This window comes from Paenibacillus sp. S150, from assembly GCF_019352175.1.
Lineage (GTDB): Bacteria > Bacillota > Bacilli > Paenibacillales > Paenibacillaceae > Paenibacillus_AQ.
Genome location: NZ_JACBYI010000001.1, coordinates 635,068 through 649,111 on the forward strand (window position 1 = coordinate 635,068; position 14,044 = coordinate 649,111).

At 37.5% G+C, this 14,044-nt stretch carries 15 protein-coding genes; 8 read left to right on the forward strand and 7 right to left on the reverse strand.

The window, feature by feature from the left end:
* Positions 1–15: 15 nt before the first annotated feature.
* The 5 genes from HYD27_RS02560 to HYD27_RS02580 are packed head-to-tail and all read right to left on the reverse strand — an operon-like array spanning position 16 to position 5,241.
* The gene (locus HYD27_RS02560) at positions 16–621 is read right to left on the reverse strand and encodes an HNH endonuclease (protein ID WP_219211007.1); all 606 of its coding nucleotides are present in this window, start codon (positions 619–621) and stop codon (positions 16–18) included.
* Between the two features lie 5 nt (positions 622–626).
* Complete coding sequence (locus tag HYD27_RS02565; RefSeq protein ID WP_219211010.1) at positions 627–1,295, reverse strand: response regulator; 669 nt, start codon at positions 1,293–1,295, stop codon at positions 627–629.
* 10 nt (positions 1,296–1,305) lie between these two features.
* Positions 1,306–3,573, reverse strand: coding sequence for an ATP-binding protein (locus HYD27_RS02570; protein WP_228744940.1), 2,268 nt, complete (start codon positions 3,571–3,573; stop codon positions 1,306–1,308).
* 10 nt (positions 3,574–3,583) lie between these two features.
* A complete protein-coding gene (locus HYD27_RS02575; RefSeq protein WP_219211015.1) occupies positions 3,584–5,014 on the reverse strand; it encodes an Eco57I restriction-modification methylase domain-containing protein in 1,431 nt (476 codons plus the stop codon).
* A gap of 32 nt (positions 5,015–5,046) precedes the next feature.
* Positions 5,047–5,241 (reverse strand): type II toxin-antitoxin system Phd/YefM family antitoxin, encoded by a 195-nt coding sequence (locus HYD27_RS02580; RefSeq protein WP_219211016.1) that lies wholly within the window; start codon positions 5,239–5,241, stop codon positions 5,047–5,049.
* 210 nt (positions 5,242–5,451) lie between these two features.
* Between HYD27_RS02580 and HYD27_RS02585 the strand changes: the two genes are divergently transcribed.
* From HYD27_RS02585 to HYD27_RS02610, 7 genes are all read left to right on the forward strand, one after another.
* Positions 5,452–5,721 carry a hypothetical protein gene (locus tag HYD27_RS02585; protein ID WP_219211017.1) on the forward strand — a complete coding sequence of 90 codons (270 nt, stop codon included), beginning with the start codon at positions 5,452–5,454 and terminating at the stop codon, positions 5,719–5,721.
* A 130-nt stretch (positions 5,722–5,851) separates the two neighbouring features.
* Positions 5,852–6,154, forward strand: coding sequence for a DUF3991 domain-containing protein (locus tag HYD27_RS32865; protein WP_375373881.1), 303 nt, complete (start codon positions 5,852–5,854; stop codon positions 6,152–6,154).
* Positions 6,045–6,386, forward strand: coding sequence for a toprim domain-containing protein (locus HYD27_RS32870; protein WP_375373882.1), 342 nt, complete (start codon positions 6,045–6,047; stop codon positions 6,384–6,386). Before HYD27_RS32865 ends, HYD27_RS32870 begins: the two co-directional genes overlap by 110 nt.
* A gap of 1,107 nt (positions 6,387–7,493) precedes the next feature.
* Complete coding sequence (locus tag HYD27_RS02595) at positions 7,494–8,168, forward strand: hypothetical protein (RefSeq protein WP_219211019.1); 675 nt, start codon at positions 7,494–7,496, stop codon at positions 8,166–8,168.
* 95 nt (positions 8,169–8,263) lie between these two features.
* A complete protein-coding gene (locus HYD27_RS02600) occupies positions 8,264–8,989 on the forward strand; it encodes a hypothetical protein (protein WP_219211023.1) in 726 nt (241 codons plus the stop codon).
* 805 nt (positions 8,990–9,794) lie between these two features.
* Positions 9,795–10,307 (forward strand): hypothetical protein, encoded by a 513-nt coding sequence (locus HYD27_RS02605; RefSeq protein WP_219211024.1) that lies wholly within the window; start codon positions 9,795–9,797, stop codon positions 10,305–10,307.
* A gap of 48 nt (positions 10,308–10,355) precedes the next feature.
* Positions 10,356–12,173: a glycoside hydrolase domain-containing protein gene (locus HYD27_RS02610; protein WP_219211025.1), complete on the forward strand. Its 1,818-nt coding sequence runs from the start codon at positions 10,356–10,358 to the stop codon at positions 12,171–12,173.
* A 39-nt stretch (positions 12,174–12,212) separates the two neighbouring features.
* On the opposite strand, the gene HYD27_RS02615 is transcribed toward HYD27_RS02610, so the two are convergent.
* Complete coding sequence (locus HYD27_RS02615) at positions 12,213–12,644, reverse strand: hypothetical protein (protein WP_219211026.1); 432 nt, start codon at positions 12,642–12,644, stop codon at positions 12,213–12,215.
* Positions 12,645–12,799: 155 nt separating this feature from the next.
* Here HYD27_RS02615 and HYD27_RS02620 point away from each other — a divergent pair, with 155 nt between their 5' ends.
* Positions 12,800–13,576, forward strand: coding sequence for a DUF3991 domain-containing protein (locus HYD27_RS02620; protein WP_219211027.1), 777 nt, complete (start codon positions 12,800–12,802; stop codon positions 13,574–13,576).
* A 56-nt stretch (positions 13,577–13,632) separates the two neighbouring features.
* Here HYD27_RS02620 and HYD27_RS02625 read toward each other — a convergent pair.
* The coding region (locus HYD27_RS02625) for an IS66 family transposase (protein WP_219211028.1) at positions 13,633–14,044 on the reverse strand (412 nt) is incomplete at its 5' end.

Here is a 14,044-nt window from a genome sequence, read left to right on the forward strand (position 1 = left end):
GCTACGTCAACCAAATTAACACTCTTCGTCTTTTAAAAAGAGCTCATAGTAATCGCAAAGAACAACACAGAGAATATTATGCACTTTCCTTAATTCTTCAACATCCTCACCTTTGCTCTCCTTTTCATCAATTTTTGCTTTTAAAGCCCATCTTCTTTCACGCAGGCGATCAATGTTATTAATTATTAAATGTCGTTTGAGGTATAGTTTTAATTCAAAATACATGTATTCCCCTAAAGAAGTGAGATATATTATTTTACCTTCATCGTTCCTGCCTAAATGTTTGTAATATTCATCAGTGCAAGGATCAACGAAACCTTTATTAGCTACAACACTTTCATCAGAAGTTTTGCCTACCCACTTGTTAGATTTAGAAATATTACAATAGGGACAACTATAAAGTAAATTATCATATATGAAACGTAATTCCTTAAATTTTTCTTTTGGAGCAAAATGTTCTACATGATAAGCGTTATAGCCGCCACCATATTCATCTAAATCATCACAATATGCACATCTATTATCAAAATCCGGGGCCAAGTATTGCTTATTAGTGCTATTCGTAATCCATTTTTCGCCTGTATATGTTCTAACAGGCTTCTTAATTTTTATTGGTTTCAAGAAGATTACTCCTTTTCCAAAACCTCATCAATTTTAGCAAGTAATTCCGAGATTTTGTTAGAAGACAAAGCTTTCCTAACTCCCTCTGATAATACATGCCCCCCATCGATTGACTTTTCCAACATAGAATCAAGTTCTAAAATTTTTGTGTCAATCTCATCGGATGTTCCAGCTAGAGGAAGTAATTTTCGAAGTTCCTGCTCCCAGTACTCTTTTTGCTTTTCTGTCTTTAGGATTTGTTCAATCATTTTAAAATGTAACTCCACACGCTCTTGTTCCTCGCTCATGTATCTGTCAAAGTCAAAAACTTGGTAGGCATTATAAATTTCATTAGTGAACAAATCATCATCATACGACGTCAGAACAAACACTGGAAAGTCATACAATTCCTTTTCTAAAGCTTTAGCAATCTCTATACCTGTATAGTCTACATTTTGATATGATGAAAGTTTGTAATCCACAAGTAGACAATCTAATCGTGTTTTGAGTATATCTGCAATCGTTTGGTTCAAATCTTCATTCAATTCAATTTCTATGGGATCAAATTTAAACTTAGAATACTTCTGCTTCTTCTCTGGAGAAGCTCCTTCAAACCCCTGAATTAATCTTGTCATTATTTGAGTTATTTTACCGCTATCATCATCAACAATACCTATTTTTAGTATTTGCTCCATATCAGTTACCTCACAATGGGAATTTTATATCTAATCCAAATCCTCGTTCTGATTCAGTAATAATACACTGTGCGTTGTATTCTCTGGATGTTGATGCAACAATGTACATTCCTAAACCTGTTCCTATTACCTCACCATCTTTATCATACTTGCTTGTTGAACCGAATTTAAAAATATCATAGGGATTTTTAAATACACTATCCAAGCCAGTTCCGTTGTCTTTATAATGAATTGTAAAAACTCTCTCCGTCTCCAATTCAATAGTAATTTTCCGCTCTGAAACTTTTGTCTTTTCCAAAGATTCTATTGAATTAATAATTAAATTATAGATAATACTCTCAAAGTCAGAAACAAATATTTTTTTAAAAACTTGTTTCTCATCCCCGAGTAAATCAACAATTATTTTTTTTTGTTGCAGAATAGGGTCCATTACTTCGATTATTTCGTGAATTGTTTGATAAATATCCTTTTTCAACCTTTTTCTTTTATCTTTTTTAATTTGATTAGTTATTACCGTTATCCATGATTTCAAGAAAATATCACTTTTACGAAGATCATCTAGATGCCGCGAGATCATGCCTTCATGTTGATTCTTAATCACATACTCAAGGGTGTCAACACGATTAACTAATCTTGCATTTATTCCCTTCAGATCATGAACAATAGAAGTAGTAATCAGACCATTTGTTGCTAAAGATCGTAACAGTTTAATCTCTGTTATTAGTTCCTCACGTTCTTCTTCATAAAACTGAACTGCTTTCGCTAATTTTTTCACTTCTTCCGTAGGGGGGGACGTATTATCTTCCTTGTTTTCTTCATCGTCCAAAATCTTTATAGCTAGCTCTTTTCCTTCTTGTTTAGTTTTTTCTCTTTCGTTGACAATATCAGAATACTCTTTCATGCCTCTGCCAATGTGCGCCCGATCCCGTTCAAACACAGCAATAATATTTTTTATAACATTTTTAAATGTATTGAAATGCTCATTTTCAATAATCCCTTCTCGACTTGACTTGTCTAGAATGCGAGAATTATTTACTCTTGAAATTAAAACAGTACCTTGTCCTTGCCTATTTCTAACATGCCAATTTCCCCCAGGATGAGAAATAGCAGCAGGGTTATTTGCCCTTCTTGCATCTAAACCTAACCAATCGAAAGTATCAGATGCAGGGTCGCCATAAGGTCTTACTAAAAAATGATCTCGGTAAATCTTCACTCCCCCATGACTATCTAACCATAATTTTCTTTTTTTGCTTATTTCTTTATAAAAAAATGTTTCCTTCGAGTCATCTTGTAACGTCACTTTCATAAATGTGTAATTAAATTTAAACTCACCAATTTCCTTAATTGAATTTATATAATCCTCTTGATCTATTCCCATAAGTTGCGGTATGGAGTATTCAAACTTGAGTGTTTTTTCTTTAAAATCAACATAACGATACGGGGACTTCTTAAAAGATTCTAATTCAAATACCTCTGTGGGAATCTTATTTAAATCAAATTCATTTCTGTCTAACGTAATTATGAAACTTTCACCATTAAATTCCGCATTAAGCTTATAGTCATATTCATCAGATATCTCATTTTCAATTATTAAAAAGGGTTCTTCAAATGATTTCTTTATGCAAACGATATAATCCTTTTGTTCAACAGGTGGAATTAAAAAACCCATTGAATTGGTTATATTACTGATTTCTTTTGTTGACCAACGGTCTCTTAACCCGCTTATTTTCAGTAAAGTTCCTGTTTCTAAGTTAATATGCTCTTCTATTACTTTTTTTTCATTTATTGAGGATATATCATCAATAATTTCTGTAGGCATAACGTTAATAAGCTCATTTTCTAAATATCCAAAATTCGCATCTATTTCATCTAAAGTCTTTCCTGTTTGCTCGAAGTTTCTCCAGTCTGTTTCCCAATAAATAAGTTTCGGACTCAATGTGTTTTTAGTAAACATTTCACATTTACTTCCTAATCGATCGAGTGCGAAACGGCCGATTCCTTTTTCTCCTGACTTAATACGATTTTTATCTGATTCATATTCTTCTCTTTTGTTGTCCGTACCAATTAACATCCAATAATTTTCAATAGTATCCTTTGTCATGCCTATACCATTATCAAAAATATAAATACAGTCATGATCAATATCAAAACATATAAAACAAATAAGTGCATCAGCATCGTAGGTGTTCTTAACAAGCTCAATGACTGCACCGTCTACTTTAGAAACACTTTCTCTACCTAAAAGGATGGTTGCTCTGGATGAAATTTTATATTTCATTTTTTCCAATTTATTCCCTCCCTATAGGAAATACAAAATTATTAATGTCCTTTGCAGTAATTCTTAAAGAGGAGCCATTTGCATTTATCCCAATACTTCTTACATAATTAAAAAAGCTTTCACTTTCTAAAATATTCTTAGCATAATCTAAATTAAATTTTCCTTTTCTGGTAATGTAAATTCCTGAATAAGGAATGCACTCTTCTGAGAGTTCATACACTTTCACCTGTTTCGTAACCACGGTGGACAGTAATAATTTTTCTTGATTCAGATGGGCAAGAGCTTGTGTTCTCCCATATTCAAACCACTTTACATTTTTATCAGAGTCACGTTCCTTCAATTCGTCGCTGAATAATTTCAAATATTTAGTTCCTTCGGGAAATCTCCTTTCAAATTCTTCTTCATTATATTTCTGAAGTTTTCCTTCACTATAGTAGTAGGGAAAAATAATAAATCCATTTTTGTTATAATTTAATGATCTAGGACTTGCAGCCACTTTGAGCAAGTTGCGCTCAATTAAGGAAGAATTTACTTTAATGTATCTACCTTCATCCGCTACTTCTTCATATTTGCTTACAACAAATGCCTTGTTATAAAGTGTTGCTATGGTAATTGACGCATTGAAGAAGTCACTAAACTTAGCAGTTTCTTTTAACGTAGCCTCTTTATTTTTCGAAAATTCCCATTTACCAAACAAATTCTTCTTACCAATAGCAAATGAACTCCCTTTATCCACATTATAATAATCCACAAAATCATTCATCAGCCCTTTATCACATATAACAATAGCTGATGACGTCATTACATTAAATAATTTAATTGTTTGGTAATCGTAAATCTGCTGTACAAAGGGCAATAAAAAATCTCTTAAATTTTGAGCAAAAACATTTTTGAAAATACTACTAGGAATTAAATAAGACATTTTCCCATTTTCATTCAAAACTTTCAAACTTGCTTCAATAAAGGCATAACAATAATCAAACTTTCCCGTTCTACAGACTTCAAATTTTTCACGTACAAACGATCTCGTTTCATTATCCAAATCTTTATATGTGATATATGGAGGGTTTCCGATCACATAGTCAAATTTAATCTGCAAGTCTTCTTTTAAAATATCTACGTTAAGAATATTCCACTTGACCCCTACCAAACCATACTTTTTAGCTACTACGTTCAGATTAACAATACATTTCGAATAATGTTCAACATCAATTTCGGCACCATAAATGTCCTCTTGTAAGCCCATCGTTATTTTTTCAATAGTTATTCCACTTTTTATACAATCAGTTATGTAACGTTCTACAATAACCGTTAAAATATTTCCATCTCCACAAGCGTTTTCAATGATTTTTTTTCCGAACAGATCAACAGTATAATCCACCTTATTTAAAAGTTCTATGACAATTTCAGTTGGCGTGAATACCTGGCATTTCTTATTCATTTAATCAATCCTCTTAGTGTACTAGTATATTTTCATTTTCCAGAACAATTGTGTTTGTCCCGGTCAGCTTCGTATTCTTCAAATTTTTCAAATGTCATTAAAACAAACTTTGGCTTACTATTCTTCATTATTGTAAGTAATCCATGTTCGTCTGTAAGCCTAGCAGCCTCGGAGAAGTTCTGATTCACCTTCGATATTGCAATCATCTTTTCTATATCAATTTTCATTATTCAGCACTCCAATCATTACTGCCCTATTCTCTAAATTTACTGACCTACAAACTCTGCAGACGGTATATGTAACCAAAACTACCAATCAAAAAAGAACTATTTCTCATATTATTATAGCTTTTTAATTAGCTAAAATCCAACCTAATTTGGTCATGCAACCTCCGTTTTATGCTTTCTAAAGTATATTTGTGGAGGAGTGGTATTATTATGAAAAATTCTAAAGTATCAAAAACACAAATCACCCAAGCCAACAACACCAACCTAATCGAATTCGCCAAATCTCAGGGTTACATCCTCGAAAATGGTGGCCGCCGCGCGCTTCATGCGAAGCAAAGTGGCGGTCTTTATTTTTTCAAGGACAGCAATAAATGCTACCACTTCTCCACGGATACCCGCGGCGGTGACTTTGCGATGCAATTCTGGAATTTGAATTTTATGGAGGCAGTTACCTTGCTCTTGGATAATACTGCAACATAGTCCCTCTTCCTCCCCTACTTATAAAGATAACGGCCAACTGTCGCTTCCAGATAAGGCTCCAAATTACAGGTGAGCAGTCTGGTATCTTGTCCATGTTCGAGGTATTGAACCTGAGATCATCTCCAGCCTCATGCACCAGAAAAAGCTTTATCAACAAGACAAAACAGGAAACTGTGTCTTTGTCGCCTACGATCAAGATGGCAGCATTAAGTATTGTTCTATGCGAGGAAGTACACCGGAGCGACCCTTCAAGCAAGACAGAAAGCACTCGGATAAAAGCTATCCCTTCCATATTCCGGGCAATGATAACAGCCAGCGAGTCTATGTATGTGAAAGCCCCCATCGACGCTATGAGCCACGCCACACTCACGAAGCTAAACAACCTAGACTGGAAAGCAGATCATCGCATTTCCCTTGGTTGCTTATCCGATAACGCACTTGAACGCTTCCTCTCTCAATACAGCATCCAAGAAATCATCTTCTGTTTGGACAATGATCATAACGCCACCTTTCGAGACGGCAGCCCAGCTCCCAATTGGGGACAAGAGGCTGCCTTAAAATTTGCCCGAAAATATGATGAATTAGGTTATCACACCTCAATCCTGACGCCACAGCGCAAAGATTTCAACGAAGACCTGGCTGCAATACGTCAAGCTGAGTACTAGACAGAACTAACCTCAAAGGGAGAGGACGGTTGCGAATATGAGCGATAACCTTTTTTCTCATAAGATAAGAGAACTGCCGATCCACAGGCAGAGAGGTGATTTCTAATTACAGACGACAATGAGGCAGCGACGATTTTTAGGCAATCATTATTGCTGCAGCAGAAACTAAACTATTTAGAGCAATAAAATGGAATGATCACGTAGGAGGCATTCAGAACTCTTTCAATGTGTTGAAATCCATATTAAAACACAATAGGTTTATATCTGACGCAAGTATACTAATAATTCATAAGCTATTAAGCAAGTTAGTTGGAGAAGCGGTTATGACTTCGGTCAGCTGCAAACTAGAAAGGGCATTTAGAGAGGTCTTTCGTAGAACCATTTAGCTTTGAAAGAAATTCAAATACAGAAAGGAAGATTATCAATGGCGTCGGTTAGTGGAATGTTCGCTAGACATGGTGGCATTAGCATCGATATTGTCGGTTTACAAGAACCCGCTTCATCGTACAGCAGCTTTAGAACACACATTTTACACGAGGGAATTGTTAGATCTGTACGAAAATGGACTTATTATTCGTCTGGTACCTCAGCATATTTTTTAGATGATAATGATACCTCTTGGCATAGTGATAATGGTACTCCAGTTTATGTGCAAGCATGGGCTACAATAAGTGGAAATGAGTACTATATCGGTCAAGGAAATATACATTAATTAATTCTAAAAAATTAAAAACCTCGAAAAATTCCTTTTCCTCTTCTCTAGCTTGTTAAAGTTGAATGATATAGGGGCAGCTTACGGAACTTAAGCTGCTCCTTTATCATTTTTTGCAACATAAATAATCAATATTTCAGGAACCATTCCACCTCATAAACCTCTATCGACAAAATAATTAGGTCTGTACCAGAGTCATAACAAATAGAAATGCATAAGCTAATAAGTAAACTTGAGTATGAATGCTGGGGAGCGCAGACACATTTCATATAATTAGCTTCAGCAATAAATGTTGATTTACCCTATGCATGTTAATGATTCTCAAACCTATTTATCATTGCGCTCCCTTTCAACATCGAAAATTGGGATATTCGAACGTTGAAGGGAAGAAAATAATGAAAAAACTGGACAGCCTCCTCATTAATTGTTTAGCCGCCAAGTATGCATACACCAAAAAGCCGGAGGCATTGAATGATTTAGCAATTGAATTGCTCCCTTATATCCGGAAGAGAGCAAAACATACAGCTTGGAAAACGCAGAATCATGGATTTTATATTCCGAAAGAGGATTTTGAATCTAATTACTCTTTGGCTTTAATTGAAACTGCTGAAACGTATGACCCTCGTAAAGGCAGTTTCATCGGACGGCTTGAATATCTGATATCTCAAAGCTATGGTCCCGCTGTGTGGCGAAGTTATTCAACCAATGTTGGAATCGGCAGGAATGCAAAACGTTATAGTAAAGCATGTTTAGATTCACTGGACAGAATAATTCATCCCGAAGATGGTCTTACATTAGGAGAGGTTGTTCTAGGTTCATTCATTTCTGCTGAAGATGAATATCTCGAAAAATCTATGTTACAAACGTCTCTATCAGAATTTGAAAAAAGGAATAATCTTTATGGGAAAATAATTAAAATGATTTATTATGGAGTAACGACTAAGGAATTAGCGACTACCATCGGAGAGAAGGAATATAACGCTAAGACTCGAAAGCTGGTACAGCGGGCAAGACAATCGTTTCGACACTATATAATCGACCAAGAAATCATTAATTTCCAGCCAATTTAAATGTTAAGGGGTTGAATAATTCCATTTATTTTCCATTGGGCGAAACATTTCTTCAGTTTCCTCCGTTTATTATGATAAGGAGGATTGAGGATAAGATGAAACGCATAAAACCACTGATAGCTGTTTTGGTTATTGGGATATTGCTGGCTGGAGGATACTTTATAAAAATAAATATGGATAAAGCAGCGGCTGAAGGTTCTGAAGATGAAGTTTCACAGATCGTGCCTTCACCAAGTCCAACTGAGGCAGCATTAACCGTTGCAGACCATAAGAAGGACTCAGGTGCAACAGAGCGAATAAATCGTGATGTATTACCTTATGTAGGTGAACGAAAAGAACAGACTAAGACAATACTAGAGCATTCCCAGAAGGTAATAGACGCCTACTTAATTGGAACCGCGGAAGCTCAAGGAATGGGTGATTTCCAACTATCTCCTTTTGAAACCGAACGCCTCCTTCAAGCAGATTACGAACAATTTAAGGGGTTATATGCGGATGAATTAAACAGAGGAAAAGAAACTGAACAAGAATTGAAATCGTATATTGATGGGCCGCTACCTTGGAATAAACATAAAGATCAATCTTTGCTCCGCATTATACTTACAATTGATCAAGCCTATTCTGGTGCAATAGATAATCTTTCGTGGTCAAATACTGAATCCACTACATCAGGAATTGATGAAGAAAAAGAATACTGGATGATTAGAGAAATCGATAGCAACACACGTTTTATGCAAGCACGCGACATCCTCCAACGCTATTACACATGGTTATTTGGAGGCCCGTTTGCTATTGAGGATGTTGCAGCAATCCGTCCTTGATAACTTTACGATCAAAATGGTTTGGGTCATTGAACGTCTAAGGGCTTTTCCTTAGACGTTCTTTTATTTGGAAACCAATACTACAACCTATTTATTCCTCTCCATATGTTCTAGCAGTCACAAACAATAGAAACGATGCAACATGATTAATTGTAAGGATGCTCTAGTCATTCTTAACAATATGAACAAGGAGTGCATTACAATGGCAGAGTTTATTGCAGTAAATAAGACAGGTGTAACGGTTCCAGTGCAAGTACCCCCGAAACAACAAGCGCACAGATCGGTGCAATCTATAACCGAGAAGCTTATGGGATTGTTGGTTTCAGTGAAGGAAGTGTTGTAGCAATTATTTTCCGAAATCCAAGCGGTCAAGTCGTTCACGGATATATCAATGATGCAGATGCAAACGGCAATATTGCTCTTTATTCCTATGTTTCCGATTATCCCTACTCCACCAATGACTTTTGGGATTATTTAACCAACTCCTATAAAAAACACGACATTTACTATGTTCGGAACAACTTAACTGTGTATGATAGTGGTGCCTCCTTTTGGGGTTCTGTTTCGGCTGGTCAGCAAGTTGCTGCTAAACAATCATATAAAAGTCAGAACGGAGAAAATCACCCAGATTGGCTGCAAATCAATTACGTCAGATCAACATCTGGCTCCTGGGTAGCTATTAACAATTCTTTTGGTTTTGTACCTATTGGACTTAATATTGGTTCCACCTACAATACGATTCCGGTTTATGGTTCCTGGTAAAAAACACAATAATCACAGGTTATTACAGGAGGGAAGTTTATCCATGGATGAAATGGTTTTGAAAACCCAACTATTTCTAAACGCAATGTACGGACATGATCCTAGATATGTTGTCATTGACCCGGTAACCGGAGTTACCGGCTGGACAACAATCTATGCGCTAACAAGGGCTTTACAAATTGAATTAGGCATAACTGCTACTGCCGATAGCTTTGGACCAACATCAAAAGCAAGATTTACCCAAAGATATCCAAATGGTGTTCAACAACAGGCGGATGGTGCTGTGTATGAGGATAATGTTTACGCCATTATTCAAGGAGCACTATGGTGTAAAGGATATAGCACCGGTGCAAGCGGAATCACCAAGAATTTTTATGGCGGTACTGGGGGGGCGGTTAAGGCTCTAAAAGAAGATGCCGGATTTATTGCGCCTAGCTCTACTGTGACTGTAAACGTAATGGCTGCCTTGCTATCCATGAATCAATATGTAACCCTTTATTTGCAGGGAGGTACTGCAGAGATTCGCGGCATTCAGCAAAGGTTGAATCGGAAATAAGAAAGCTATATTGGTCTCGCTCCCTGCGATGGCTTGTACGGCCGAGAAATGAATAAGGCATTAATCATTGTACTTCAGGCAATTGAAGGCTTAAGTCCTAGTTCCGCGTCGGGCAATTTTGGAGATACAACAAAAGCTTTATGCCCCATCATGCCAGATACAGAGAACAAGCTTACCGCACAGCAGGAAGCGGATGCCATTGATTTATTGAAGTATGCTTTATGTTGCAACGGTTACTCCATCAATCTTTCAAATTCAATTTGGGATACTTTGTTAGTGGATACCATAAAGACATTTCAAAGTGACATGCTGCTTCCGGTAACAGGAGATGCGGATCTAAACACGTGGATGGCCTTGCTGTTAAGCAAAGGAAACCCGGATCGAAGTTCAACGGCTTGTGATACACGGTTTGAAATGACGACAGATCGGTTATTGCAGCTCAAAAATAATGGTTACCAAATCGTAGGCAGATATTTAACTGGAACAGATTTTAAAGTTTTAAGAGCAACTGAACCTCAACGAATTTTGAATAATGGAATACACTTCTTTCCGATTTTCCAAGAGTCGGGTACGGATATCACGTACTTTACCAAAGAAAGAGGCGAGGCTGATGCAAAAAAAGCGGTACGCGCAGCAAGAAACTTTAACATCCCAGAGGGAACCGTAATCTTTTTTGCAACAGATCTCGATCCGCAAAATACAGAAATATCTGCTTATATACTCCCTTACTTTAAATCTCTCTACGAAAATATGGACACTGCCTATCTTGTCGGTGTTTATGGTACCAGAAACGTCTGTACAAAAGTAAATGATGCTGGCTATGCCGTTACCAGCTTTGTAAGTGATATGTCTACCGGTTACAGCGGTAATATGGGATTTAAAATGCCTGAAAATTGGACTTACGATCAGTTTTCAGAGATTCCCATGTCCCCCGATTGGGCCATTGATAAAGATGCGTATTCTGGTAAGTTCCCACCTGTCACAGCATTAAATATAGATATTTACCAAAAGCCCATCAAACCCACTACTATCGGTAAAGAAACCATTGTCTCCCTTCTGGAAAAGATACGAGACTTGGAACTGCTTTATGAAGCCTATTACGACATGATACAAGAAGCCTCCGGCGGCTTTATACCTATTGATGCTGTAACTGCTGCTTTGGGTATAACGAATTTTCTCCGGAGCGAAAAATATGGAGGCACCCAATGGGCTATCACCACGCTTAGACCGATCAATAATCTTTTTATCCAGTATGTAAAAGATAATAACCTTGATTTGTACAATTACTTCTTGCCTTATATAAACAGCAACTCAAATGATCTTTCTGATGGACTAGATGGATTGCTTGATTTCGCGCATTTAGCAGCTACAACCGAGGGCTACATTTCGACACCCCTTGTTCCTGATTTCTGGACAGGATGGGGAGCAGATTTAGCAACAGCTATGGCAGCAGCGACTACTGCTCAAACCGATAATCCAAATGAGAGCATTCAAGATATTGCCGACTCGCTCATTGGTGATGAAAATTCCCCATTCAACTATTCCGACATCTGCTCAGATGCAGATGCAATTAAAATTGCTTCGTTGGTCAGATCTCCCAATGTCACTACTCATTCATTCTCCAATGCCTTAGAGACTTACTATATAAGCCATGTCCAAGATCGTTATCTACATTTGGTTAAGGATATCGACACTGCAGAGAACCTGACGGCTTTAAAAAAAGACATTTACCGCAGGATGACGAGCGTTTTAGAAAGAGATCCGTTCGTCGGTCTGCTGCATTTAAAAGGAGGAGATCCATCAGGGGAAGTAATTCGAGCATGTTGCAATTCCTTTGCACAGTATATTTACAGTGAACTAGACTAAAAAAGCAGCGATCGCAACAACCAATAAGTCTTCATGGACCTATTGGTTGTTTTTTTGCTTTACAAGTTTGAAGTAGGCTTTAAGCCTGATGGAAGCACACCCAACAAAAAAGCACAAGGCCTGCAGACCTGATTGTCTCAGAAGATATTGAGTATCTAAATCATAGTGAAGGAGATCAGGCTTCCACAATGGCCAATATACAATTACTTGTATTATAAATACAAACATTGCTGACATAAGAATGTTCAACCATGTTAGCCTATTTTTTTTCTGAAAATATAAACCATAAATAAATGAAATGAGATATATCCCAACTTGAATCATAAAAAGTACAAAGAACCTATAAATGATTATAAAATCAGCATTAGATTCTGGTTGATCAAAGATAAGCGACAATCCTACAAATAATCCACTATAAATGAGATAAAAAATAAAGAGTGCCCCGTAATGATGAATTGTTTTTTTTCTCAATTTTCTCCCCCTCTTATAAATAATTCTGACTGTTCATTCCATAGTTCTAACAAAAAAACCATCCTTGCTTACTACTTAGACGTGCATACCATCTAGACAGTTGCATTTTACTTTAGTTTGATAAAAATCTATTCCAAAAGCAAGGAGGCACAGCGATGGGTAAGTCTCTCCCCTTCACTAAGAATCAAATCGCCGAAGCTAATCAAGTCAATCTAATTGAATTAGCAGGCTCAAAAGGTTACAGATTGGAAAATGGCGGCCGCCGCGCATTCCATGCCAAGCAAAGTGGTGGCCTATACTTCTTCCGGGATAGTAACAAATATTATCATTTTTCTACTGATACTCGCGGCGGACCAATTGATTTTTTGATGCAATTTGAACGAATGGATTTTAAAGAAGCTGTCCGTTACTTATTAGGAACCCCACTCCAGCCTTATTCTGCTGGTCCTCCTCCCAGAGAGATAGGACATCTTATCCTGCCTGAGAAAGCAACCAACTATCGCAGGGTGGCTTGGTATCTTACTCAAATACGAGGAATTGACTCTGAAATTGTATCAAACCTAATGCATGAAAAAAAACTGTACCAGCAAGCGAAAACAGGTAATTGTGTTTTTATTGGTTACAGTCAGGAAGGAACAGCCAAATATTGCTCTTTACGTGGATGCTCGCCAGAGAAATCTTTTAAGCAAGATAGGGAATACTCCGATAAAAGTTATTCTTTTCATATTGCTGGTACACATCCAAAAGTTTATGTTTGCGAAAGCCCCATTGATGCTATGAGCCATGCTACCTTGGTCAAGCTGAGGGGGCAGAGTTGGAAGAATGATCATCGGATTTCACTCGGTTGCTTATCTGACCAAGCCCTTGAACGGTTCCTCACTTACTACCGCACCCGGGAAATTATCTTTTGTTTGGACAACGATTATAAGTAAGCGTCAAACAGCCCACACCTTGACACCAAGATGAGGGCTCCATATTTAGAATGAGATTAGGATTTCAACACTCGACAGATCGGTGGCAACGCGGCTGACCACGGCAAGAACGGGTCCAGCACTTCCGGATCTTGCAGATTGGGAAGCTGCGGGAGCTGCTCAAACAAGTACTTCAAGTACTGGAACGGATTCAGCCCATTCTCTTTTGCCGTTTCCATCACGCTGTAGATCACGGCACTGGCCTTGGCTCCGCGTGGAGTATTGGCAAACAGCCAGTTCTTGCGTCCAATCACAAATGGCTTGATCGACCGTTCGCTGCGGTTATTGTCGATCTCCAGGCATCCATCCTTCAGGAAAGCGGTCAGTTTCTCCCATTGATTCAGGCAGTAGGTGATCGCTTGGCCTAGTGCACTCTTGGGCAGGACGCGAGACTTGTGCTGACGCAGCCATGCCGAAAAAGCATCCAGA